Here is a 26,530-nt window from a genome sequence, read left to right on the forward strand (position 1 = left end):
CTTAAAAATTTGCGTTAATCCCAAAGGCGAACACCTTTTGTAAAGGATATACTGTTCCTCCTTGACGTCCTATCCCTATTGATTCCGGATCAAGTGTATCATTGAGCTTAGTAAATGTCAATAGGTTTTCGCCTGAAGCAAATAAGCGAACATTAGACATTTTTATGTTTCTGGTTAAAGTATTAGGCAAGGTGTAGCCAAGTTGGAAGTTTTTGAGCCTAATGTAGGAAGCATCTAGTAGATACCCGGTTTGTGCCTGTTGGTTTTTCCCGCTAAATAATGGTCTCGGATAATAGGAGTCGATATTTTGGCCAAGTGGGTGATTTGGGTCGGCACGGAAATAATCTAAATGGTCCTTCAAGGCCGTTGACCAAAAATCGCCGGCACCGGTGGTACCCCAAAATACCATGCCCGATGGCGCCCAATCTCTTTTTAGAATACCTTGCCAGAACATACTTACATCAAACCCCTTCCAACTAGCATTGAAATTCACTCCGATTGCATAGCGGGGAGTAGAATTTCCGATAATGGTTCTATCACCCGGATTTGCCAAAGAGTTAGCGCCTCCATCCACTTTTCCATCGCCATTAAGATCGGCATACATAATATCTCCAGCTTCCCAAGCCCCGCCCGAAATGGCATTTTGACCTCCATTTGGAAGGGAAGCTAAATGGGCATCCATTTCTTCTTTGGTTCTGGCAATACCAATGGTATGATATCCCCATATATTATTAATGTATTGTCCGGCAATATATGATCCAATGTCATTGGTTAGATTATAGAAGTTGAGAACCTTCGTTCTTGAATCGGAAAGATTTAATCTTGCTCCATAGGAAACCTCTCCAATCTTATCATCCCACGCCAACGTAAATTCAAAACCTTTTGTAACGATATCGATATTGTTAACTAGTGGAACACTTGTTCCCAGCGTAGCTGGTAAGGTTTGACCCCGACCGAGACCATCATCTGTATAACGCATATAATAATCGAACGAGCCACTTAATCGACCGTTCAAGAGCTGCCAATCCAAACCAAAGTTCCAATTCCGAATCTTCTCCCATGTTAAGGAGGTACTGATTAAGCCCGGCGCACCCGACGTATTTGGCCTAGCACCGTCTACTAACCAATTACCATTTGCTGTACCTGTTGGAATAGTTTGATAAGTAGGATAATATGCTGGATTCCAATTATCTAATGTATTTTGATTACCCAACTTACCATAAGAAGCACGAAGCTTCAGCATTTGCACGGTATTAGTAACGGAACGAAAGAAATCTTCCTGCGCGATATTCCATCCTGCTGAAACAGAAGGAAACCAATTCCATCGTGCATCTCTTCTGAAACGTGAAGATCCATCGTATCGCAGATTACCTTCTAGTAAGTATCTGCCTTTATAATCGTAGTTAATACGCCCAAAAAAGCCCGCCGTTGACCATTTATCCAAGCCACCTCCCACAGTAGGAACAGGATTACCGGTTAATCCCAATACCGGCAATTCTGTAGTGATCAAGTCCATTCTTTGGGCGTTAAAATTCTTTGTTCTTGTCCATTCAGATTGAAAACCCATCATCAATTTAACGTTATGGTCATTTATACTTTTTGTATAATTTGCATATAGATTGGGATTGAAGAAATACAGTTTTCGGGCATATTCATAAACATAATCATTCGCGGGACTAAGTAAAGAAACATATTGACCTACTCCGTCAGCATTACGTGAATACACTTTAAATGCGTCTTCATGAACAAATTGCGTTTCTGTCCTATAATTCAGTTCGCCTATAATATTTAAATCTTTTATAGGCGTATAGGTCATTTTCAGCTGTTGTGTTATATAATCTTGCTCATCCGTACGCCTACCACCATTTTGCAAGGCATCTACATAATTGATATCCGACATATAAAATCCATTTGGATCATAAAGCGCCCGATTAGGTCTAGCTCTGCGCATAACGTTATCATAGAACCCATCGGTCATGCTGGTGGGCCGCCCATAATTCGTTCGAATTAATCGACTCATGTACTCGACATTAAGATTATCGCGTAATTGTCCACTTATCTTCGCAGTAACTCCATAGCGATTAAACTTATCTGTTCCATAGCGCATAAAACCGCCTTGGTTAAGGTAATTACCCGACAAATAATAAGTCCATTTATCAGAGCCTCCGCTGATACTCAGATTATGTTCATTCGCAGGCGCCCAGTCGCGATAATATTCCCTCATCCAGTCTACATTTCCGTAAGTATTATCATAATCCCATTTACCGTCGGGTCTGGCTACAGCTACGTCGCTTGGATCCAAAAGCCCATCTATATAGTCCTTCATCTTTTGAACCACCGTTGGGCTAAATTTCTGGCCACTTCCTCCACCATTATAATCAGCGTCATTCCAATAAGTAGCAAACTCATACGAATTCATCATTTTTAACAGCAATACAGGCGTGCTCCAGCGGAAACTATTGTTATAATTTACCCTAGCTTTTCCGGAAGCTCCTTTTTTTGTCGTTACCAAAATAACTCCAAAGGGTGCCCTTGAGCCGTATACTGCAGAAGAGGCGGCATCTTTTAATACCGATATACTCTCTATATCTTGCGGATTCAAGGCATCTAAAGACCCTTCCGACCCATCAATCAGCACTAGGGGGCTTCCAGACGAAAAACCGCTAATTGTACCCGTCCCTCTTACATTAACGCTTCTACCTGCATTCAAGGTTCCACCTAATCCTTGTGTAGAGATATTTAACCCAGGTAGAACTCCTTGAAGTGCCTGTGTAACATTCTGTACAGGCCGCGCTTCCAAATCTTTAGCGCTGACAATTCCCACGGCGCCTGTGAGGTTCACTTTCTTCTGCGTTCCGAAACCAACTACAACCACTTCATCCAAATCATTAGCATCGTCGGGCAATAACTCCACGTTTACATTGTAGTTCCCCTGGCGGTTTGGTGCCAATGTACTAAGGCCTATTTCTTTCGATTTATAGCCGATACATGAAAAAATCAAAACCGCGCCCTCCGTGGCCTCAATTTTAAAGGTTCCCTGATCTCCTGTTTGCCCCAAAGCCTTTCCGTTACGCTGCTCTCTTATAGATACCCCAGCAACAGGCCCCCGGCTATCTTTTACAAGGCCTGTAACTTGAACATTTTGAGCTGCTACCAGCTGTACATTCGCCAGCAGGAGAGAAATGAATAATAAACTTCCATATTGGAAACAATAGGTCCTAGATTTGCTCATAATTTAAAAAAATACGTTCCATAATGTTGTTGGTTGATTTCAATAGCTGATGGCCACATGGTTTAGTCGTTGACATCATCTATCGTATGCAATTATGAAAGATTTTTACGGATGGCAGGGGTGGCAAAATATGATAGTTTAGGGGGTAAAATAGTATTAACTTTGCTTTAATATTTTAATATAAAGACAAAGCGTTCATAAATGTGTTTATTGGATAAACATGAAAATCCTTATTGTTGAAGATCAGAAAGACCTTGCGCTCGAAGTGGCTGAATTTCTGTTTACAGAAGAGGGATGCGTAATCGACCATGCATGGAAAAAAAGCTCTGCATTGGAAAAAATAACAGAAAGCACCTATGATTTCATTTTATTGGATATTACACTACCGGATGGCAACGGTTTGGACATAATAAACGAGCTAAAAAAATTCAAAGACAGAAGGGATGCAGTGATTGTTCTTTCGGCCAGAGGGGCTATTGACGATCGCATAGCAGGCTTAGAGCTGGGAGCAGATGACTATTTGCCTAAACCATTCTCATTGCCGGAATTGCGCGCTAGGATTCATGCAATTATACGCAGGAAACATCAGGTGAACGATAATAACATTCCCGTACGTGACTTTTCGTTAAATATACAGCAAAGGACCTTCTGTTACGGGAATGTGGTATTAAATCTCACCAAAAAAGAATATGATATACTTGCTTATTTAGTGTTGAACAAAAACAAAGTAGTGGCGAGGATGAGTCTCACAGAACATATATGGGGTGATCTCTACGATGCTTATGTTGACTCCAATTTTGTAGATGTTCATATAAAGAACTTACGTAAAAAACTACAACAACATGCCGAGGTCGATTGGCTCGAAACCGTTCGCGGGGTTGGCTACCGAGTTAAATTGTAACCTATTTGGCGTCGCTTATGAAACTCTCCAATAAAATAGCGCTATATAATTCACTTACCAAAGTAATCATCATCTTGGTGTTCAGTTTTGTTATTTACCTTTTTACGGATAGCATTTCGAATCATCATTTGCAGCAGCGCCTCGTAGACAAGCGCAAGAAATTCATGCATGGACTTACGCAGGAACAGATCGACCACCTTATTCAAAGCCAAGCCAACTTTACCGACTATAACATTTTAAAGGAAGAGTTTATTATTTTAACTCCCATTAAGCAACTCGTTAAAAACAACCATGGTAATTTCATCAAACAAACGCGAGAAATAGAGGGGGAAACACAACCTTACCTCATTTATACTTACTATTTTAGATTTCATCAAAACAATTATCGCCTGGAAATAGGCGAAACTACGGTTGTGTTAAGTAAATTGGAGAAAAATATCTGGTTATTTACCTGCTTAGCACTTCTTATCTCCATCATTATAACCTTAATCATTGATATATCTTTTACTAATAAATTGCTACAACCATTTTACAATATTGTCGAAAAGAAGCTGAATAAAATTAACGATCCCTTACAGTTTAGCTATATTCCCGAGAAAACAAGTACAGAAGATTTCCTACTGTTAGATAGAAGCCTGATGCAACTAATGGAAAAAGTAAGTCGACAGTTGGATGTCGAAAAGCAATTCACTTCAAATGTTTCACATGAACTACTTACTCCGATCAGTACCTTAAGTAGCCGATTTGAAAATATGCTTAACGATGAAAGTCTATCCACTTCAGCCGTTCAGAAAATAAGTGATTCGTTAATGACGCTCGCATTTTTAAAAAGAACCATAAAAGATCTACTTTTGATTGCGAAGATTGACAATGGACAATACGAAAAATTCGAGAAAATCGATCTCACAAACTTGATTGAAGAGATTCGAGTTGAGATGGACGATTTACTGGCTAATAAAGAGGTCCAATTACACAACCAATTATCGCCGAAGCTCAATATCATCGGAAATTCAACACTGATTCACATTCTTTTTGCCAACCTCATCAAAAATGCCATAAAATATAACCAACAGCATGGCACAATTCGTGTCTACAACGAGATAAAAAACGACCATCTCGTTCTTTTCTTTGAGGATTCTGGAATTGGCATGACAGCGGAAACATTACAACACATATTTAATCGCTATGAACGTTTCAGTACTTCACAGGAAGAAGGGCATGGCTTAGGGCTGGCGATTGCCAAAAGTATCGCTGCTTTCCACACGATGGATATCCAGGCTTCCAGTATTCTTCACGAAGGGACCACTATTGCATTGCATATACCTATTACACGTCATTGAATTCCATCTTCATCAAATCTTCATGTTAACTTCTCAACTTTGGTATAACAAAACAACGGAAGCAAAGACATAAATTGAAAGAGCCGTCAAAAGCTTCCGATGTATTAAAAAGATAAATACCATGAAAAAAACAATTTTAGCGCTTGCATTAGTTGCATCAACTTTCGGCGCATTCGCACAACAAAATGTTAAAAAAGAAACAGTATCAGCTAAAACTGAAGTTCAAAAAAAAGGTGAAGGTGTAAAAAAGCATCGTAAAAGCCATGCGTTAAAAGGAGAAAGTAAAACCTCAGCCGTCGTGCAAACAGCTACCGCAAAAAAAGAGGTCAAATAATTTGGTAAATAAACAGATAATGCTTGTTCATAAGAGCCAACGGTGTAAATGCCGTTGGCTTTTTTGCTTGACTTCCGGTAGTAAAATTCCGAAATATTAAATCAATTCGTATTTTTGCATTACCTTCTATACAACCCGTGATCATTTCTTTCTCTTAAAAAAAACAATCCAATAATCCACATGAACTCCACGTCAAGTCCACCTTTAGTCCACATCAGGTCCACGTATCCTTCACTACTCCTTTACTATCTCTTCGCTTTTCTTTCATTTTCTATATAGCGGGTACTGTTAGTATATAACCAAAATATCCGCTGAAGGTAAACACAAGAGGAACCGGTTCTTCTCCGGACTGGAGAAGTCGATTTGATTTTAATATAGACAGCGATCAACTAATTTGATACTTCTTTTGAAATAATCCTTTATACTTTCTTACATATTCAGAAGGCGTCATGCTAAATTCCTTTTGAAACTGCTCGCGAAAGTACTTTACATCATTGAACCCCGCGATTATTGACACTTCATTGATATTTACGTCCTCTTTTAACAGTGTTTGCGCTGCTTTTCTTAGTTTAATCAGACGCATAAACTCATTGGCGGTACGTCCTGACAGACTCTTAATCTTTTTATAAAGTGCCGAATGACTCATCCCTATTTCGGCCGCAAGGCTCTTAATAGTAAATTCATGATGCAAGTGTTTGAGAACAATGTCCTCGCAGCGTTGTAAAAAAGCTACCTCTTCTTCAGAAATGCCGATGCGGGTTGACAAAGTTACCTGTTCATAAAATGTTTCTTCAATTACCTTTTTTTGTTTTAACAGGGCCTGTATTCTTGCCTGCAAATGAACTTCATTAAAGGGTTTGCTAACATAATCGTCAGCCCCTAACTCTATACCTTTAAGTTTATTTTCTTCTGAAGTACTTGCAGTCAATAAAATCACAGGAATTTTATGCCAAAGTTTGTTTTTTTTCAGCTCCTCTACAAACTGAAGTCCATCCATATCCGGCATCATCACATCACAAAGAACAATGTCAGCTATTTTACTCGGCAAAGCTGCCAATGCATCCTTAGCGTTATGAAAAACCATCAAAGAAAAGCTTGGTTCAAAGCACCTATATAGATAATCAACGATTTCTTGGTTATCGTCGATTATCATCATCAACGGCTTTTTATTGATTAAAGTTGTAGGCACCATTGTCTTGCCTTTAGCGTACGAATCTATTATATGCGGTCTACTGATCGGCTCTTCCAAAAGTTCTTCCAAGAACATCGATTTCTGACCGATGTCTTCGTAAATTAAGCGATCTTGCAAATGCTGTCGCCCACGCGGTAAAGAAAGGATAAAGGTACTACCCCCATCAGGCCGATTGAAATAATCCAGCGTTCCCACATGTTGTTCGGCAAATTTTTTGGAGAGGTATAAGCCTATTCCGAAGCCACTTTGTTGTCCATGTGCATGTCGCGCAAATTTCTCAAACAGTTCGTTCTGATATTCACGCGGTATTCCACAACCATTGTCTTCTACCAGGAACTGAACTTTATCCTCGTGAAAACGTAGTTTCAATGTCACCGTGCCTCTTGTTGCAGTAAACTTAAAGGCATTGGTGAGCAGATTAAACAAAATAACTTCTATTTTTTCCCGGTCAGCATAGATAGGCTCGGTTGTTTCGGGCAATTCCAAAAAAAAGTCAATCGATGCTAACTTAGCCTGCTGCTCATAACATTGATAAATTTCCTGACACAGCTCGTCGGCATTAAGCTGAACGATCTTTAGGTTATCCAAATCACTTTCTGCCTTTTTAAATAAAAGCAATTGATCTACCATACTTAAAAGCCGTTTACTATTCCGGTATACGCTTTGCAAAATCTCTAGATCCTGTGCCTTTTCTTTCATCAGCAAGGTTCTAATTGGATTAATAATGAGCGTTAAGGGTGTACGAAGTTCATGCGAAACGTGTGTGAAAAACGCGATTTTCTTTTCATTCAATTCGTGTTCCTTTTCTTTCTCCACTTTTGCCCTTTCCACTTCATATTTTAGTTGCAAACTGCTTTTTCTATAGCGATTATAACCTGTCACAGTAAATAGAAAGATAATACCATACAAACCATAAGCCCACCAAGTAGCCCACCAGGGCGGTGATACCTGTATGTAAAGTAAGCGTTCATTTGGCATCCACTGCCCATCGGCATCGGAGGCTTTAATATGTAAAACGTATTTTCCCGGAGGCAATTTCCCATAATTTGCACTCCGAGTATGGCCGACATAATTCCAATTGTCTTCCCAGCCCGCTAAGTAGAATGCATAATTGATTTTATCTTGAAAACTATAATTTAAAGCTGCAAAATCTACCGAAAGTACCGCACGATCATAAGGAAGTTTAAGTGTATTAATCTCACTAAGTCCGCTCTCGCCGGTATTTAAATCCGAATTTTCTATTGGCTTATTATTTATTCGGATGCCCGTAATCCGCAACGGTGCTTTACTTTCTAACGATGTTATCGTCTCTGGAAGAAAGATATTGAATCCATTTATACCGCCGAACAACAATTCGCCGGTAGATAGTTTCAACGCTGCATTATAGTTAAACTGATTGCTCTGTAACCCGTCGGCAGCAAAGAAATTACGAAAGGTATTGTCGCGAGGAGAAAATTCTGATAAACCGTTGAAGGTACTCAACCACAAATGGTTGCTGTTGTCTTCTAAGATATTCAATACGGCATTTTCGGGCAACCCATCGGATTCTGAATAGGTTTTAAATGATCTTTTCACCTTATCAAAAAGCATTAAACCCTTACCTTCGGTGGCTAACCAGAATTTTCCCTTTCCACTCGGCTTAATGGCACGTATCGCACTACCCAAAGGAAACCGGACATGCTGTTTGGCTTGGAGATCTATTTTTATCAAACTGTTGAACGTTCCTCCCCATAACTGTCCGTCTTCATCTTCCGTAATAGTAAGCAGGTTGGTAATCGAATGGTCCGCAAGCTCAAAGTAGTCTCCTTTCTTATTAAGCCGATAAAGCCCTCCGTCCGACAAGGTTCCTGCCCATATACCTCCTTTGCTATCTTTATAAAGTGCCCATACGTTCGCTTCTTCATATCGGTACACGGTATTAACGCAACGATATCGCTTAAATTGACGGGTTCGAAGGTTAAACTTGTTAATTCCGCCGCCATAAGTTGCAATCCACAGATTTTCTTCATCGTCTTTTATAATATTCACCACATAATTATTACTGATGCTATTGCTATTGTGAGGATCGTGCTTAAAGTTTTTAAATGTATTGGTAGATCGGTTCCACAAGCTTATTCCCGAACCGTCGGTACCTATCCAAACATGATCACGATCTTGTTCACAAAAAGAAATAATAAAGTTACTGCTTAAGGCATTCGGATGATTACCATTACGTTGCACCAATTTAAACCGATTAGCCGTTTTATCCAGTATATTTAAACCGCCTCTTAAGGTGCCGATCCATTTCCGATCGGCATTATCTATATATATTGCGTATACGGCAGCGCTTGATAGATTATCGGCCGCGTCGCCTGCAAAAAAGCCTTGATGTTCTTCCGTTTGAGGATTAATCTGAAATACACCTCCTCCATCTGATCCAACCCATATTTGCCCTTGTTTATCGAGACTTAGGCTCATGACAGGTTGACTACCTATGGATGCATAATGCTGATAGATGAATCTATTATGCTGCGATTTTCGAAGTCGATGAAGACCCTTATTATTACCTATCCATATACTTCCCTGCTTATCTGACACCAAGCAGTTAGCCTGCCAAACCTTGTGGTCGACCAATTCCAGGAATCCCTTCGTAGCATCATAATACATGAGCCCTACGTTCTGCACGAAGACCCAAACCGTTTGTTTACTACTCATTACAGCAGCCTGTGCGTGAAATTGATAGGTTAACTGTTTATCACATTTTAACGGAATTTGCTTTGCTCTATTTGTATTTGGGTCATGAAGCAGCAAACCCTGTCCAGCCGTACAAATCAGCAGGTTGCCGTTTTCCATTTTTAGTAAGGCATTTATAGGAGTGGTAACCTTTATATCGGGGTTGATTGGTTTGTTTTCCTCCCTATAAAAAAGAGGGAAGAAACTCCATTTAGATTTATCGAGACGATAAACGCCCATTTTGGTTCCTACCCAAAGATTAGCGGCGCCATCTTCTTCGATGGCTGATACTCTATTGTTTGGTAAGGATAAAGAATCATCAAGGCTGTTTTTGAAAGTCCTAAACTGATAGCCATCATATTGGTTTAAACCATCAAAAGTACCCACCCACATAAATCCATATCGATCTTGGAAAATCGTGGTAACGGAATTATTGGATAAACCCTCCTTTAAACCGATACGCTTAAACTGCGCATTAACTGTCAAAGAAACAATTATCAATAAAATTAAAATGACCGGCTTCTTTCCGCTTGAAGGGTAAAAATAAAACATATCTTTAGGCTTGATATTAGTTTTACCCAAACATAGGAATTAACTCGCTAAAATCAAATAGCTTTATCCGGTGATCAGGTTAGCCAACAAAGAGCTTTCGCTTCCCGTTTTCTCTTGCAGAGGTTTCACCCCCTTCTTTAAACTTTTCGCTTATTACGGTATGAGCTTGTTGTTGCTTTCTCTCCCTTCTTAGCTTCAACCAGCCACTGTAAAGCAAATTTTCATTGATTGACGGTTTTGGAAAGAATAGGCTGCTAATATAGCCTACTACGACCACCAGAATATGGCTATATACACCAAGCATAAGCTTGTGATGGGTAAAATTAAAGGTGCCTAAATCCAGCAGTTTGTACTTATTATCTCCTATACCGACTTCCGTTGACGTTAAAAGTGCATAAGCTGTGAAAAATATACATGTTACAATAGCAATATTAACGCCTTTTTCATTGGCCCTACTTGAAAACAGCCCTAACAGAAAGATTCCGACAATGCCACCTGAAAATATAGCATATAATGTAAAAATAACCCCTAAAATCCCTTCACTTCCCAAATAAGCATATACGAAGCCTATTATGATGGTAATGATGCCCGATAATACTACAATCCATCTACTACTAGCTAAATAGATACGATCTGTTTTTCCCGGTTTTATCTTTTTATAGTAATCTTCTACCCCTACTGCTGCCAAGGAGTTAAGATCGGCACTTAAACTACAAATTGCAGCAGAGATCATGGCCGCTAACACAAACCCCACAACACCTGTTGGCAGTTCGGTCATAATAAAATAGGGGAACACACTATTGGCATTTACATTTGCTGGTAGCGGTTGCTGAGTATAGTATGCAAATAAGGCAGTTCCAATGAACATGAACAGCGCCCAAACGGGTACGGTAAGTAAGATACCTAATAGCGAAGCTCCAATAGCTCCCTTGTCTGTCTTAGCAGTTAAGTATCGCTGAACAACCGTTTGGTCAGTGCCGTATTTTTGTATTCCATAAAATAAGCCATTAATGGCAACGACGATGAAGGTCAGATTTTTAAAATCGAAGTCATAAGGTCCGAAGCCGGTTCGATGATTCATTTGGGCAATATGCCATACTTGTTTAGCACCGCCATCAACGGCAAAGAATATCAATAGCAGACAGATGATTCCGCTTAAAAACAGCATAAATCCCTGAAAAACATCTAACCAGATAACGGCCTCCAAACCACCAAGCAAATTAATAGTAATGATAATAGCCCCGGTACCGGCGATTACCCAAAAAGTATTGGCTCCTGTCATACTACTTAAAGCAACTGCCAATAGGTATAACACGGTCCCCATTCCGGAGAATTGGCGGAGAACAAAGGCAATGGAACTGTAATAACGGGCGAATGATCCGAAGCGCTTTTCAAAATATTCATAGGTGCTTAATCCGATTACCTTTCTGTACATAGGTACGATAAACCATATACTAAGCAGCAATACAATTGGCACCATTAACCCTTGGACCAATAAAATCCAGTTGGATGTGAATCCTTCGCTTGGGTAGCCGAGAAAAGTGACACTGCTTATCAGCGTGGCCAAGAGCGAAATACCGATAGCCCACGACGGAACCCTACCCCTTGCCGAAAAAAATGAGTGCGTAGACGTTTGATTTTTTGCATAGCGCATCCCCATATACAGGGTAATCATAATAACGATAACTATGATACCATAATCCACCGCCCCTAATGCAGTTTTTGTCATAATGTTGGTTGTTTTAGTGTTAGTATTTGTGCTATAGCGTATACCAGTTGTAACTACCCGGTTTTAAAGTTATCCATATTTTTGGCTCTTTATATATGCTACAGCGAATTACCCCTGGAGCTAATTCTTCCACTGGTTTTAATTGTCCGATCTGCCGATGTGCTAATATCGTTCCGGCCGTGGCTCCCCCTTCTATTATCAGTTCTTGGATGGTGACTTCATTCAAGAGGCGATCGACCATTTTTGCCATGCTTATCCTTAAGAAGCTTGGAGTTAATGGCATACTGGATACTAGCTCATTATCAAAGGCGATTATTGCTTTTTGATGATGCATTAGCGCAGCCTTCACCCGTTCCATCCAACGGTAGAGCTCTTCTTCATCCATATTTTCCCCCGGTTTACTGATCGGAAGGTAGCAAACAGGTTCATTCACCATACGCCAAGCCTTAATTCTTTGTATACTTTTCTCATAATTGCTTCCACAGATGTATAATGAAGGTCTCCTGAATCCTGTAAATGACTTATTTCCCTCCAATGGTTCGCACCTTAATGCCTTTGCTTTATGCTCAAGAAAAGCAATAAATGCGGAAGACCCGCCTGCAAGCAGGGTATCCTCCGGTGCAATTTGTACCCATTTACTAATGTCCTGTTCTGTCGCTATTTCGCCTACAACAAGGCCATGTGCAGGTAACGTGTCACTCCATGATTTTATCTGCACGTCTCCTTGCGCTCCAAGCATTTCCAAGACATTGGCATTTTTAACAGGAAATTCGGGATCGCACGAAAAAGCCGTCTCATGAATTGGTTTATCTTGCACATAGTATTTTCCCTTTCGGATTGTCCGGCCTAACCGTGGATTAGCAGGGAGCAATAATGCCCGTTTGGCACCAATAGCAAGCATTTGCGCTGTAAGCTCAGCAACTATATGTCCTCTTAATACAGAATCTACCTTTTTAAATATATGTGTAAAGGAAAGCGTCTTTATCCATCTCAGTACGTTGTCCAACCGCTCCATCGCCTGCTCTATAGCCATTGACCGCGTGTCTGTATTGATTACCAACAGATCGGTTCCCGAAGTTATAGAAACGTCTATTTGATTCGTAATTTCTACCTGAAGGTTATAACGTAGGGCGACCCCTCCTAATTCAGTGGCTCCGGTTAAATCATCTGCGATTACAATAATCATGTGCTAGACACTTTGTTTAATGCTAATTGTGTTGCTGCTTCGATCGCCAAGAGCATCGCGTCCTCACTGGCAATACCCTTGCCTGCGATTTCAAAGGCCGTACCGTGATCCACGGACGTGCGAATAATGGGCAATCCCATGGTGATATTAACTCCCTTCACGCTATCCATCTGCTTCTTTTCAGGATTCCATTTGAATCCGGTTAATTTAAAGGGAATATGGCCTTGATCATGATACATGGCTACAATTCCTCCGTAATAGCCGGTAGCGGCCTTGGAAAACAGGGTATCTGCAGGTACAGGCCCCTCCACATCATATCCAAGCTGCCCTGCCTCCGCTACAGCAGGGGCAATCTCTTCGTCGTCTTCCGTTCCGAACAGTCCTGAATCGCCTGCATGTGGATTAAGGCCGGCCACACCGATCTTTAAATTTCTTAAGCCTAAACTGATCAGCCCGTTTTGAAGCAATTCAATCACCTCTAAAATACGATCCTTCTTTACCAGATCACAGGCTTGACGGAGGGAAACGTGTGTTGATACGTGAATAACGCGCATTTGCTCTTCTACCAATAGCATCGCATATTTTTTGGTATTGGTATAATGTGCATAGATTTCGGTATGTCCGGGATATTGATGCCCAGCTTCACTAATCGATTTTTTATTAATGGGGCCTGTCACCGTGGCATCAATCTGACCGTCCATCGCCAATTCAATCACCTTTTTTACCGATCGAAAGGCAGCATCTCCCGCCGCAGCCGACACTTGTCCAAAATGAATCGCATTTAAATCAACAGGTCCCAAATCATATACATCCAGTTGGCCATAAATAAACTTTGCGTCTTCTATATGTTGTATTGAATGGATTGAAACCTGAATATCCAATGCATTTATGATATGTTGAAATACGTTGGCATTTCCTATCAGTAGCGGTCGGCATGCATCATAGACTTTTTTTGATAGTAGCGCCTTAACGGCAATTTCAGGCCCGATACTAGCCGGATCGCCCATAGTAATTCCAATAATTGGCTTCTCAGACATGATTATAAATATTCAGTTTTATTCCTTCTTCCTTAATAAGTTGCTGAAACGACTCCTTTAAAAGATTGATTTCTTCTGTGGATGACCCTTGAAGCGGCGGCATCACATGGGGTTCACATAAACCAACTGATTGCATCAGGATTTTTAGCGCCCATAGAGATTCGCCTAAGGTTCTTCCTTTTTGATAAAGATCGCCCAATAGGTCCGATTGTCGTTGATAATAGTATGCTTTCTCTTCGGAGCCTTCAGCAATGGCCTTGTACATTTCGTCGTAAATGGAAGGCGCTAAATTCCCCGTACTAGGTACCAAACCGTCGCTACCATGTAGAAGTGCATACGCGGACTTCGCAGCCCAACCGAGCAGATGACTAAAATCAGGCCTATCGGCCCAACGAGACAATGATTCCTGAAGACGTTCTTCTGATCGTTCGGAATCTTTGGTAGCTACGATATTGTCGTGCAGACTTAACTCGTCTAATAGATTTAGCGGTATAGACATATGGGTGGTAGCGGGTATATTATAAATAACCATTGGACCGTCCACATGATCGGCTAATTGCAGAAAATACTTCTTTATTTGACGTTCTGATAGCTTGTAATAAAATGGAAGCGTAGCAACCACCGCATCCGCGCCAAACTCGAAACAACGTTTCGAAAAATCAATGGTTTCCTTCATTGAATTGGATGATATTCCAACATATAGCTTATGTTCAGTTGATCGAATACCGGCAACTGTTTCAAGATACTCTAGTTTCAATTGGTTAGTCAGCAATGCGGACTCGCCGGTTGTACCCAAAATAAAGGGAGACGCATTGAACTGTTTTAAATTCTCCAAAATTCGGGCGACCGCTTCTTTATCAAGTTGATATTTTGTATTTATGGGTGTTACTAAGGGAACAATGGTACCATGGTATTTCTTTTTTGTCTTCATCTGTCAGTCTTTTGTTTTGTTTACATCTATCTATTTTGGCATTCAGGCGTCAGTCGTTTAATAAGCCTCGCGATAAATAGATATTGCATCATCTATGGTAATTTCCCTTGGATTGTTTACTAATAATCTTGTTATTTTCATGGCATCTTCGGCCAACTGAGGTATCGAAGTTTCCGGAATATTTAAATCTCTTAATCTAGCCGGAAGATTACATGCTCGAATAATTTGCTTTATTTTTTCAACACCCGCCATAGCAGTCCCTCGGTCATCGGCTAACTTTTCACATCCCAATGCGAGCGCAACCGCTGCGTAACGATCGGGTGCTGCGGGAATGTTAAAAGTCATCACATGGGGTAGAAGTAACGCATTGGATAAGCCATGCGCTATTTGGAAACGCGTCCCTAAAGGATAAGCCAGGGCGTGCACGGCCGCCGTATTGACCGGTCCAAGGCAAATCCCACCGAATAAGCTTCCCATCGCTACTTGCGCGCGAGCAAACTCATGGCTACCGTCCTCAACAGCCTTTACTAAATTGGCTGCTATTAACTTTATTCCTTCTAAAGCGTATATATCGATAAAAGGATGAGCAAATTTATTCGTATATGCTTCCAAGCAGTGTGTAAGCGCATCAAGCCCGGTAGCGGCGGTTACCCCGGCAGGTACGCTATGCGTCAATAAAGGATCCACACAAACTAGATCGGGTACCAAAAAAGGGCTGATTATTCCTTTTTTTGATGGTCGACCGGATCGATAAAAATCGCATTAGGCGAAGCTTCACTTCCCGTACCCGCAGTGGTTGGTACACAGATTAGCTTAATCCGTCTCTCTCGAATTAAATTTTTACCGACAATCGCTCCCAGCTTTTGATCACTTTTTAACTGCACGGCTGCAAGTTTTGCTATATCCAGTACGCTGCCACCGCCAATACCTATTACACCATCGATATCTTCCGCTACATAGCTATTTATCAGCTGATTAAAATCATCGAAAGAAGGTTCTTGTTCTATTCCTGTATGAAGAAAAACTTGTATCCCGATGTTATCTAATTGCTTGATCAAGCTTTGTATAGTGGGCAATAAAGGTGCTATACTGACGATCAGTACCTTCTTTAGGCCTAAAGGCGCAATATCAGATGCTATTTGATTCAAACATCCGCTTCCAAAAAGTATCTTGTTTGGAAAATTAACACTTATATCTCGTAGAACTGTCATCATCAAAAACGCAATTGTCAGCTTCTATATGAATTTCAATGGGTCTTCCCCAGAAGTCCCAAAAGTTTATAATGGCCGCTATCTTTCCTTATTATTAGAGACTTACACCGGCTATAAATGAAATTCAAATATAGGGCTCGGTAAAACCACTTTGTTGTACAATTTTCCCCTCATCCTATACAATATTTGCATAGAAACTATAAACATCTTACATTTGAGGAAATCATGCTATAACAAGCATAACAAGCTAACCAAACTTGTTTACATACCTTTAAGGATCGAGTTATCATATGACATAAAGTGGTGATAGATTGGTCGGATATTATAAGATACTCGTTAAAAAAGTACGCAATGAAACCTCGTTTAAAAAAAGTTCCTGTAAAATCAGAGAGTTCCTTTAGCATCAATCATGATATCATGCCGAACTTTGGTAATGTTTGGCATTACCATCCCGAATTGGAGTTGCACTACAATATTAAAGGGGAGGGTGTACGGTTTATTGGTGATCACATAGACAATTTTTCTTCGGGTGAAATTATTTTATTAGGCGAAAACCTACCTCATGCCTGGCGCTGTCGAGAAGAGTATTTTCAACAAGATCCGAATTTTAATATTGAAGCCATCGTTATGCAGTTTTTGCCGGATTGTCTGGGCAAGGATTGGATTAATATACCGGAAGCCTACCTTATTCCAAAATTGTACGAAAAAGCCAAGAGCGGAATGATATTTTACGGAGAAACGCAGAAAAAAGTTGCACAGCTAATGCATGATTGTGCTACTGCTGAAAATTTGGAACGTATTATTCTATTGTTATCTATTTTAAAAACATTAGCGGAAAGCGATGAGTATAGGCTTATAACGAATAAATACCATGCCTTCACTTCGCCCAATGAAGCCGACACCATTCGGTTGAATAAAGTCTATACCTACACCTTTAGTAATTATAAATCGGAGATAACATTGAAAGAAATCGCGGCGATCAGCAACCTTAGCGTAACTTCTTTTTGTCGCTACTTCAAAATGATGACCAGAAAAAGCTATTACGATTTTCTAATTGAGATTCGGATTAGCCACGCTTGCCGTTTATTGATCGAGAATATTTTACCAACGGAAGTCATTTGCTTCGAATGTGGATTTAACAATGTATCTAATTTCTATCGGCATTTCAAAAAACAAAAAGGCGTTACTCCACTGGAATATAAGCGCATCCACCTTTCAAGATAAGTTGTAGGTTTTAAGCTCAAACCCATAGAACTTAAAATTTATAACCCATAGCAGTTAGCGCACACTATTTTAATTGGTAAACCGTTAATAAAGCGTATGAAGATAATTAGAAAATGGATAGCGGCCCCAATTTTATTGGCCCTAATATGCGTGCTGAGCTCGTCATATATCGTAGATAAAGAAGCTGAACGGATTCAAAAAGCAGCAAGTGTCTTTGAAGACTTCACAAACATGAAAGAAAGTATACCCGCATCCATGCTGGAAGACTCAAAGGGAATCGTCATTATCCCAAAAATGATCAACGCAGGATTTGGTATAGGTGGAAAACGAGGAAAGGGTGTTGCAATGGTAAAACTTGCTTCCGGAGAATGGAGTGATCCGGTATTTGTAACGATTACCGGTGGTAGTATTGGATTTCAAGCAGGGGTGCAAGCAGTAGATTTAGTGCTTTTATTTAAGCATAAAGAAGCTTTAACAAATGCTAAGAACGGAGACTTTACCATTGGTGGCGATCTTTCGGCTGCGGCAGGTCCTGTAGGCCGAAGTACGAGCGCCAATACAGATTATAAACTGGACGCAGAAGTTTATTCCTATTCGAGAAGTAAGGGGCTTTTTGCCGGCATCAGTATTAATGGTTCTAATATAGCTTTTGATAAAACAGCCAATAGTAATTATTACGGGGCTAATTCGGACACGCAGAAACTGTTTTCGGGAGCAAAACATACGAGTGCAGAAGTAACTGCACTGAGAAATGCGTTAGGGGGCAAATAAAATTTAAAAAGCCTATTGCATTTTAATAAAAAACGTAGTTTAACAAAATCATTAACTTAATTTTATAAACCCATAAAAATTTATAAGTATTATGGAAAAATTCTCTAAACTGAAAGAACTTATTGCTCAAGCTGAAAAAGACGCTCTTGCATTCTACGAAAAAGGAAATAAGGCCGCTGGCACAAGATTAAGAGGCGCATTACAACAAACTAAAGCGTTAGCTCAAGACATCCGTAATGAAGTAACGGAAAAGAAAAATGCGAAATAATTGCTTACAAGGATCAAAAAAAGCCTGTGCTTAGTAAGGCAGGCTTCTTTTGATCATTTGATTATTAAGTTCTATTCAGATATTTGCTGACGGGGCCAGTGAGTTTACGGCTAATTAAGCAAAACGTTCGGGTGAAAATAGCGATATATCAGATGAACTTGGCAGCTCATTTGCCAATTCGCAGACGACCTTTCCATAGGCAGGCCCTAAGCTAAGTCCCATCATTCCACCCCCTCCGGCTATAATCAAGTTCTTTAACTGTTTAGTGTACCCGAGGTATGGTAAGCCATCGGGCGAACAAGGTCGGAAACCGAACCAAACGTCTTTTCGCTCCGGCATAGCCACTTTTAATTCGGGATAGTAGCGGGGAATAGCTTCAACGATGCCCTGTACGCGGTTCATGTTAATATCTTCGTTCAAAGCGGCCAATTCCATGGTTCCTCCGAAGCGAATATGACCATGCATGGGAGTTACGGCCACCCTCGCTTCGAGTAACAATGATGGATGCGATAACGTATGCTCCTGAGGTTTATACATAAACGAGTAACCCTTTCCCGGCATTAACGGAATCCGAAGTCCCGCCTTTTTTGCAATTGCCGGCAACCAAGCGCCTCCGGTCATCACAAATTTATCGGCACTGAACTTCTTGTTTCCGGCAATAACGGCCTGCAATTTTCCCATACCGGATTCAAAACCCGTTACCGTAGTGTGCTCATGTATCACTGCACCCTTTTGTCTCACAAAAGCAATAAGCTGCGCCATTAGCGCTTGTGGATATAAATGACCATCGCAACGATAGTGTACCGCGCCCAATACATCAAGCTTATTATTTGGTTCCAACAATTGTACTTGCTCTTTCGACAAAGCCTCTACGTCCAAACCCAGTGCTTTCGCCGTTTCAGCCAAATGGATTTCTTCCTCTGCCATTTTCTCTGTTTTATATAGCATGAGAATTCCTTTATGTGCTAATTCAAAGGAGAATTCATCCGTTTTCACCATTTCGTCGTATAAGTTACTGCTCAGGAGATTTAGGTCGCGAATACTTGGTGCAGAACGGTTAACATGGGTAGCATTCGCGTGTTTAATGAACTTTAACCCCCAAGAGATAAGATTAGCACTCAAACTCGGTTTTACATAAAATGGGCTCTTGCTGTTAAACATCCACTTGATTCCCTGCGCCACAATACCTGGAGCCGCGAGTGGTGTAAAGTGACTGGGAACCAGCATTCCGGCGTTACCATAAGAACAGTTGTCTTTTAAATCACCGCTGTCTAGAAGCGTAACTTTCCAACCATCTTTTAACAGATAATAGGCTGAACATAATCCAGCAATACCTCCTCCAATAATCAGAACACTCCCCTTATTTTCTTTATCCATGTGTTAGCATACTAGTTGTCAGCTTTCTTTGTCCGTTCTCGGCTTTTTGAATTTACCAAGAACCAAACTGAAACGCATAACAGACTTTTTTACTTTTGAATTTTTACTGTTTACTTTTGAATTTAAATCACCTGAAAACCGAAAGCATAAGGGTCCTCATCATCAATGATGATATGATTATATCCTGTAATTAAAGCCCAGCCCTCTACACCGGGTATAATAGCCGGTTTTCCATTTATCGTAGCCTCTTCCTCGATCGTACCAAGAAATTTTGACCCGATATAACTTTCGTGAATAAACCGATCTCCTTTTTTCAGCTTGCCCTTGGCGTACCATTGAGCCATTCGTGCAGAAGTGCCGGTGCCACATGGAGACCTATCTAATGCATTCTCTCCTACAAGTACTGCATTTCGCCCAGTTGACGAAGGATCCAAAACACTCCCTGTCCATTGTATATGGCTTAGACCCGAAATATTACTGTTCTCCGGATGAATAAACTGATACTTTTCATTTAATAGCTTTCGAATTACTTTACCGTAGTAAATGAGTTGGCTGGCAGAAAACCGGTTGATGTCCTCGAAATTTTCCTGTGGATCAATGATACCATAGAAATTACCTCCAAAGGAAACATCAACACGTATCATCCCTAAATCAGGGCAAACTACTTCAAGTCCTTCCGCGTATAAGAACGATTTAACATTCGTCAATTTAACGGACTTAACCCGTTTACCTTCTTGTTTGTAATCAATTAAGACCAGACCTGCCGGTGTTTCGAGACGTAATTTACCGGGTGTCTTGGGTTCAACCAAGCCCTCTTCAATAGCAATAGTAACCGTCCCGATTGTGCCATGTCCACACATGGGCAAACAGCCACTGGTTTCTATATATAGTACGCCGATATCATTCGCCGGATCGCAAGGTGGATACAATATACTTCCACTCATCATATCATGGCCCCGTGGCTCAAACATCAGCCCCTTCCGAATCCAATCGTATTCTTTCATGAAGTGCAAACGTCGCTCCATCATGGAATTCCCCTCCAACAGTGGGCCGCCGCCTGCAACGAGCCGTACCGGGCAGCCACAGGTATGGGCGTCTATACAGAAAAAAGTTTTTTTCATTGTTGTAGCAATTAGCCTTTAGCTATTAGCTGCTGTTAAATTAAATATTTTAGCTATTAATTTTATTCGCTTGAAAAGCCCCACTACCTTCCTTAAAATTTATAACTTACAACGCAGAAGCGTCCTTCGTCAATACGCTATTTACAGTACGATAAATACCTAGGGGATTTTCATTTTTCAAGGCATCAGGCAATAGTGCGTTCGGCCAATTTTGAAAAGAGATGGGACGTAGAAAACGCTGCACAGCATCTGATCCAACGGAGGTGAACCGTGCATCTGTCGTTGCCGGAAAAGGCCCTCCATGCTGCATAGCTATACATACCTCTACGCCGGTAGGCATACCGTTAAACAACAATCGCCCACACTTATCCTGTAAAAGACTTATTAATTTACTATGTCTGACGGCATCCGCCTCGGTGGCAGCCACAGTAATTGTTAGCTGTCCTTTTATATGATCGGCAATATTCAGCATTTCCTCTTCGCTCTCGCACGCCACGATTAATCCGAAAGGACCAAACACCTCTTCAAGTAAAGCGTCATTTTCTACAACGCTTTTCGCATCGGTTTCAACAAGCAGCGCAGCTCCTTGGCCTTCTGCAGCGATTTGTTCTGCTTTGCCTATTACGCGAATGGTGGATTCCGTTAACATGCGTTCGCTATTGGCATGGTAAGCTTTAGCAATGCCTGCATGAAGCATGTTCGCTGGAGGGCAACTTAAAACTTCTTGGCGGAGAACTTCTTTAAATGTCTCAAGATCTTTCCCCTTGACAGCGATGAGTACACCTGGATTGGTACAAAATTGACCCACACCGAGCGTTAGCGAACTTAAATACTGGTTCGCTAAACCTCGCGGATCAGTCGCCATTTTTTCCGGCAGCGCAAAGACTGGGTTTACACTACCCATCTCAGCGAATACCGGTATGGGCTCCTTTCGTTGATTAGCCAAATCAAATAACGCTTTCCCTCCTCCATAAGAGCCCGTAAACGCAACCGATTTGACTATAGGATGTTGAACAAGATAAGCCCCCGACTCGTTTGAATTACCGTATATGTGGGAAAAAATTCCATCATGCCATCCCTCTTCTTTTATCGCGCCGAAAATAGCCTCCGCCATTAATGCTGAAGTCTTGGGATGTCCCGGATGTGCTTTAAGAATTACCGGGCAACCCGCTGCGATAGCGCTCGCCGTGTCTCCACCGGCGGTCGAAAAAGCAAAGGGGAAATTACTTGCACCAAAAACAACTACCGGACCAACCCCAACCTTGATTTTACGCAAATCCGGCTTCGGTGGTGTTCTGTCTGGAATCGCTGTATCAATTCTTGCTTCAAAACATAGGCCATCTTTTATATGATCGGCATAGCTTCTCCATTGAAAGACAGTCCGGGCTTTCTCTCCGATCAGACGAGCCTCGGGAAGGTGGCTCTCTTCCATTGCTGTTGCGATCAATTCAGTCCCCAATCCCTCTATTTTGGCTGCAATCGCATACATTAAACCTGCTCTATCGATTGCGCTTCTTCCTTTTAGGTATTGAAATGCTTCTTCTGCCTTGTGCAGTAATTCCTTGACTTGTTCCTGTGGTGTTTCTGTGTACATTCTATTTCCTTTCAATAATTAAACTAGGCTACCGGAACCCTTTGTTTCCAAGTTTGGCCTATTCACCTTACTATCGGCAATAACTTTCAATATACGTTCGCGTTCTTCACCTACTAACGGTAGGCGAGGTGCACGCACGGTTTCATTACTAATACCCTCACTCGTTGCCGCTAATTTGATGTATTGAACTAGTTTGGCATGGATATCTAACTCTAGTAAAGGCAAAAACCAACGGAATATAGCTAATGCTTTTTCTATTTTACCCGCTTTTACATAATCATAGATCGCAACCGTTTCTTTTGGATAAGCGTCCACTAAGCCGGCCACAATCCCATCCGCTCCCATTAGTAAAGCTTCTGTAGTAATGGTATCAACTCCACCTAAAATCTTAAAACGGCCGCCAAATCGATTGATCATACGGGTGATATTGGTCAAATCGCGCGTAGACTCCTTAACGGCCTGGATATTGGGTACAGTAGCCAGTTGTTCAAACATATCCAACGTTACCAGATTACCATAGTCAACAGGGTTGTTGTAAACCATGATAGGAAGACTTGTACTGTTCGCTATCGTTGTGAAAAAAATTACTGTTTCTCTATCATCTGCCTTATAGCGCATAGGTGGCAATACCATCAATCCATCTGCACCTAATTCCTCTGCTTTCCGGGCGATTTTGATCGCTTCAGCGGTAGCTTGTTCCGCAATACCCAAAATAACAGGAACGTCTTTACCCGTTACAAAGTTAACGGTATATGTCAATAAATCGTATTTTTCCTGTGTAGTTAACGTACTGGCTTCACCTAATGAGCCCGCTAAAATCAAACCATGTACGCCCCCTTCAAGTTGGGCAGTCAGATTCTTACCGAACATATCAAAATCGATCTCTCCACTTTCTTTAAATGGAGTTAATAATGCAGGATAAATTCCTTTCCAAAGTTCTTTACTCATTATAGTTCTTATTTTTTTTCAAAAGTAAAACGAACATTTAAAGGTATCCATCCATGTATTAATCAATCATGCGCATATTTTAACTTTTTTAGCAAGGCACTTTGCCTCGCGTAAATAGCCAAATCAAAGAATGTATCTCTACTGTACGTTTCGCTGAAAATTCACCATGTATTCTTTTGGCGAATTACCAATTACACTTTTAAACACCCTATTAAAGTTCGTAATACTATTGAATCCACAGTTATAGGCAACGCCGGATATACTTTCACATTTATGGTGTGTTAATTTTTTACAAGCCTCGTGTACACGCATTTCGTTTAAAAATGCGACAAAAGTATTTCCTGTGTGCTTTTTAAAATATCGGCAAAAAGCTTGAGGAGTTAAATTTGCCTGATCGGCAACTTCCTCCAAGGTGATTGGCTTCGTGAAGTTTTGGGCTATGTAATTGTAAATAGAACCAATACGGATACCTTCATTTTCAGAAATCGAGGAGTTTTTACCGCCCGATAACGCATTTACTTGCTTTGATACATGGCATAACGTACGCAACAAATAAAAGAAGTGCATAAGCTGATCCATTTGACTGGCTTCCTTTAAGCGCAATACGCGCCTTGACACTTCTTTAAAATACTCATTCGGCACTTTAAAGCCTCTTTCGTAATCCTTCACAAAGCTTTGAAGCATATAAAGCTCCGGCAAGTTAAACAAGGAAGCCAACTTTCCGTTTGGATCGAAGAACACGGAAATCGAGCGGACCTGCTTCGGATGAGCCTCGTCAAAGTACTCCGCATTACTTTTAAAAACATGCGATTGATTGGCGCCGAGCAAGAAAATGTCGTTCTCTTGAAAGGGATGCATGCTATTGTCAGCAATCAACGTACCTTTTCCTTCTAGGATCCACATGAGTTGGGCTTCATGATGCCGATGTAAATGAGGATAGAAGTGCGGCATACAATCTTCCTGAACAATAACAGTCCGATCATGCGCTACTGGAATGGTGAATTGTAGTGTCTTCATCGTTGGTTTGGTGTATTAGGTAACGTGAATTTACCAATTTTTAACCCATAAATCCAAGAGTTATCACAAAATAGGTTAAAATACGGTTATTATTCGTTAATTGACGCGTATTCGAACTAGCTCCGGATTATTTGCCTAGAAGCAACAACGGATCTTGTTAGCTAACGGCATGACTGACAGCCGGAATCTAAACAACTAGTTAAAATATGAATAATATAAGAGAAAAAAGGGAGAGCCATCCCCAAAATAAATTGCGATTTTTACCGGCGTATAATCAACAGCTGATGGGTAATACGCTTTAAATTTGACGTTATATGGGGCGATCTTTGTCAAAAAAGCGCATCATTACTTTTTATTATCAAAAAAGATAAGACCTTTGTTAAAACCATCAGCTATTACATACAGATATGTTCGAAAAATCGATTTATATTCAGCGAAGAAATCAACTTAAAAATCAATTTTCAGAAGGACTGCTTCTATTCCTAGGAAATGATGAACAGCCTATGAATTACGCGGATAACGCTTTTCCTTTCAGACAAGATAGTTCGTTTTTGTATTACTATGGTATTCAGGAGCCCAAGCTCGCAGCTGTCATCGATTTAGATGAAAATAAAGAAATATTGTTTGGAGACGAGCTCACGATCGACGAAATTATATGGATGGGACGACAAGAAACCTTGCGGGAAAAATGTGAAAAAAGCGGTTTAAGTATTGTCCTTCCCACCAAGGATTTACAAGATTATTTACAGCATGCATTAAAAAAAAACCGCAACATCCGTTATCTTCCCCCCTATCAGCCTACCAATAAAATTAAGCTCTTACATTTATTAGGCATCCCCCCTCTTGAACAGGAAAAAAAAGCTTCCGTGTCCTTTATCAAAGCGGTAGTCGCTCAAAGATCGATCAAAAGTAAAGAAGAAATTACCCAGATCGAATCAGCTGTGAATACTTCGGTGGATATGCACATTCATGCAATGAAGATGGCCAAAGAAGGAATGAAAGAGTTGCAGATTGCCAATGCCATCCAGGAAATCGCACAAAATGGTGGCGGCAGATTAGCTTATCCAACTATTCTATCTGTTCATGGCGAAATACTACATAACCATAAGCAGCATAACAGCCTAAAAAAAGGGCAATTAGTCTTGAACGATTCCGGAGCGGAGACTGCTATGGGTTATGCGGGTGATTTAACACGAACTTTCCCCGTGGATCTGCAATTCAGTGCGAAGCAGAAAGAAATTTACAATATTGTATTGAAAGCCTTTAACCAGGCTTCTGCGATGGTGGCCCCTCAAGTGCGTTTCCTTGACGTGCATCTGGAGGCTTGCACCGTACTATTTAATGGATTAAAAGAAATTGGGTTGGTTAAGGGTGATACAGCCGAGGCGGTGTCAGCAGGCGCTCATACACTGTTCTTCCAATGTGGTACGGGTCATATGATGGGACTTGATGTGCATGATATGGAAGATTTAGGAGAACAATACGTTGGCTATACCGATACATTAAAAAAAGACACCTCTACTTTTGGTTTAAAATCGTTACGTTTAGGCAAAGCACTGGAAGCAGGCTATGTATTGACCGTTGAACCCGGTATTTATTTCATACCTGAGTTATTTGCCCGTTGGAAAGCAACTAATAAGCTAGCAGACTTTATTAATTACCAAGCAGTAGAGCACTACCTTGATTTTGGTGGAGTCCGTATTGAGGACAACTATTTGGTAACCTCATCAGGTAACCAACGCTTAGGAAATTATTTAGCCAAAACCGTTGATGAGATAGAGGAACTAAGAGGCAGTTAGTAAAGCGAACCCACGCCTTAATTTTAAACACGGAAAAGACAACTCGGTTATTTA

The 26,530-nt window shown here is 40.8% G+C and carries 20 protein-coding genes; 7 read left to right on the forward strand and 13 right to left on the reverse strand.

The window, feature by feature from the left end:
* Window position 1: 1 nt before the first annotated feature.
* Entirely contained in the window at window positions 2-3,232 is a 3,231-nt protein-coding gene (locus QT327_RS26765) for a SusC/RagA family TonB-linked outer membrane protein (protein ID WP_149105107.1), read from the reverse strand.
* Between the two features lie 220 nt (window positions 3,233-3,452).
* On the opposite strand from QT327_RS26765, the gene QT327_RS26770 reads away from it, so the two are divergent.
* The 3 genes from QT327_RS26770 to QT327_RS26780 all read left to right on the forward strand — a co-directional run bounded on the left by QT327_RS26770 (window position 3,453) and on the right by QT327_RS26780 (window position 5,807).
* Complete coding sequence (locus QT327_RS26770) at window positions 3,453-4,133, forward strand: response regulator transcription factor (protein WP_130854854.1); 681 nt, start codon at window positions 3,453-3,455, stop codon at window positions 4,131-4,133.
* A 17-nt stretch (window positions 4,134-4,150) separates the two neighbouring features.
* The gene (locus tag QT327_RS26775) at window positions 4,151-5,473 is read left to right on the forward strand and encodes a sensor histidine kinase (RefSeq protein ID WP_130854853.1); all 1,323 of its coding nucleotides are present in this window, start codon (window positions 4,151-4,153) and stop codon (window positions 5,471-5,473) included.
* A gap of 121 nt (window positions 5,474-5,594) precedes the next feature.
* Window positions 5,595-5,807: a hypothetical protein gene (locus tag QT327_RS26780; protein WP_130854852.1), complete on the forward strand. Its 213-nt coding sequence runs from the start codon at window positions 5,595-5,597 to the stop codon at window positions 5,805-5,807.
* A 385-nt stretch (window positions 5,808-6,192) separates the two neighbouring features.
* On the opposite strand, the gene QT327_RS26785 is transcribed toward QT327_RS26780, so the two are convergent.
* The 7 genes from QT327_RS26785 to QT327_RS28570 all read right to left on the reverse strand — a co-directional run bounded on the left by QT327_RS26785 (window position 6,193) and on the right by QT327_RS28570 (window position 16,360).
* Entirely contained in the window at window positions 6,193-10,263 is a 4,071-nt protein-coding gene (locus tag QT327_RS26785) for a hybrid sensor histidine kinase/response regulator transcription factor (protein WP_149105108.1), read from the reverse strand.
* A gap of 79 nt (window positions 10,264-10,342) precedes the next feature.
* A complete protein-coding gene (locus QT327_RS26790) occupies window positions 10,343-11,992 on the reverse strand; it encodes a sodium:solute symporter family protein (RefSeq protein ID WP_149105109.1) in 1,650 nt (549 codons plus the stop codon).
* Between the two features lie 31 nt (window positions 11,993-12,023).
* A complete protein-coding gene (locus tag QT327_RS26795) occupies window positions 12,024-13,178 on the reverse strand; it encodes a four-carbon acid sugar kinase family protein (protein WP_130854849.1) in 1,155 nt (384 codons plus the stop codon).
* Complete coding sequence (pdxA, locus tag QT327_RS26800; protein ID WP_130854848.1) at window positions 13,175-14,215, reverse strand: 4-hydroxythreonine-4-phosphate dehydrogenase PdxA; 1,041 nt, start codon at window positions 14,213-14,215, stop codon at window positions 13,175-13,177. Before pdxA ends, QT327_RS26795 begins: the two co-directional genes overlap by 4 nt.
* Window positions 14,208-15,146 carry a dihydrodipicolinate synthase family protein gene (locus tag QT327_RS26805; protein WP_013664282.1) on the reverse strand — a complete coding sequence of 313 codons (939 nt, stop codon included), beginning with the start codon at window positions 15,144-15,146 and terminating at the stop codon, window positions 14,208-14,210. The genes pdxA and QT327_RS26805 overlap by 8 nt, the downstream gene beginning before the upstream one ends.
* Before the next feature lie 57 nt (window positions 15,147-15,203).
* Window positions 15,204-15,854 (reverse strand): iron-containing alcohol dehydrogenase, encoded by a 651-nt coding sequence (locus tag QT327_RS28565; protein WP_289554331.1) that lies wholly within the window; start codon window positions 15,852-15,854, stop codon window positions 15,204-15,206.
* Between the two features lie 11 nt (window positions 15,855-15,865).
* Entirely contained in the window at window positions 15,866-16,360 is a 495-nt protein-coding gene (locus QT327_RS28570) for an iron-containing alcohol dehydrogenase (RefSeq protein WP_289554332.1), read from the reverse strand.
* Window positions 16,361-16,708: 348 nt separating this feature from the next.
* Here QT327_RS28570 and QT327_RS26820 point away from each other — a divergent pair, with 348 nt between their 5' ends.
* The 3 genes from QT327_RS26820 to QT327_RS26830 all read left to right on the forward strand — a co-directional run bounded on the left by QT327_RS26820 (window position 16,709) and on the right by QT327_RS26830 (window position 18,620).
* Window positions 16,709-17,581, forward strand: coding sequence for an AraC family transcriptional regulator (locus QT327_RS26820; protein WP_013664284.1), 873 nt, complete (start codon window positions 16,709-16,711; stop codon window positions 17,579-17,581).
* Between the two features lie 96 nt (window positions 17,582-17,677).
* Window positions 17,678-18,352 carry a lipid-binding SYLF domain-containing protein gene (locus tag QT327_RS26825; protein WP_130854846.1) on the forward strand — a complete coding sequence of 225 codons (675 nt, stop codon included), beginning with the start codon at window positions 17,678-17,680 and terminating at the stop codon, window positions 18,350-18,352.
* A gap of 91 nt (window positions 18,353-18,443) precedes the next feature.
* A complete protein-coding gene (locus QT327_RS26830) occupies window positions 18,444-18,620 on the forward strand; it encodes a BF3379 family histone-like protein (RefSeq protein ID WP_013664286.1) in 177 nt (58 codons plus the stop codon).
* Between the two features lie 114 nt (window positions 18,621-18,734).
* Here QT327_RS26830 and QT327_RS26835 read toward each other — a convergent pair whose 3' ends face one another.
* From QT327_RS26835 to QT327_RS26855, 5 genes are all read right to left on the reverse strand, one after another.
* Window positions 18,735-19,997, reverse strand: coding sequence for an NAD(P)/FAD-dependent oxidoreductase (locus QT327_RS26835; protein WP_130854845.1), 1,263 nt, complete (start codon window positions 19,995-19,997; stop codon window positions 18,735-18,737).
* A 122-nt stretch (window positions 19,998-20,119) separates the two neighbouring features.
* On the reverse strand, window positions 20,120-21,118 hold the full coding sequence (locus tag QT327_RS26840; RefSeq protein WP_149105110.1) for a 4-hydroxyproline epimerase: 999 nt from the start codon (window positions 21,116-21,118) through the stop codon (window positions 20,120-20,122).
* Between the two features lie 106 nt (window positions 21,119-21,224).
* A complete protein-coding gene (locus QT327_RS26845) occupies window positions 21,225-22,712 on the reverse strand; it encodes an aldehyde dehydrogenase (NADP(+)) (protein ID WP_130854843.1) in 1,488 nt (495 codons plus the stop codon).
* 18 nt (window positions 22,713-22,730) lie between these two features.
* Window positions 22,731-23,660, reverse strand: a complete 930-nt coding sequence (locus QT327_RS26850; RefSeq protein WP_130854842.1) for a dihydrodipicolinate synthase family protein — start codon at window positions 23,658-23,660, stop codon at window positions 22,731-22,733.
* A gap of 138 nt (window positions 23,661-23,798) precedes the next feature.
* The gene (locus QT327_RS26855; RefSeq protein ID WP_013664291.1) at window positions 23,799-24,677 is read right to left on the reverse strand and encodes an AraC family transcriptional regulator; all 879 of its coding nucleotides are present in this window, start codon (window positions 24,675-24,677) and stop codon (window positions 23,799-23,801) included.
* Window positions 24,678-25,084: 407 nt separating this feature from the next.
* On the opposite strand from QT327_RS26855, the gene QT327_RS26860 reads away from it, so the two are divergent.
* Window positions 25,085-26,476: an aminopeptidase P family protein gene (locus QT327_RS26860; RefSeq protein WP_149105111.1), complete on the forward strand. Its 1,392-nt coding sequence runs from the start codon at window positions 25,085-25,087 to the stop codon at window positions 26,474-26,476.
* Window positions 26,477-26,530 lie beyond the last annotated feature (54 nt).

The sequence above is a fragment of the Olivibacter sp. 47 genome, assembly GCF_030372825.1.
Lineage (GTDB): Bacteria > Bacteroidota > Bacteroidia > Sphingobacteriales > Sphingobacteriaceae > Olivibacter > Olivibacter oleidegradans.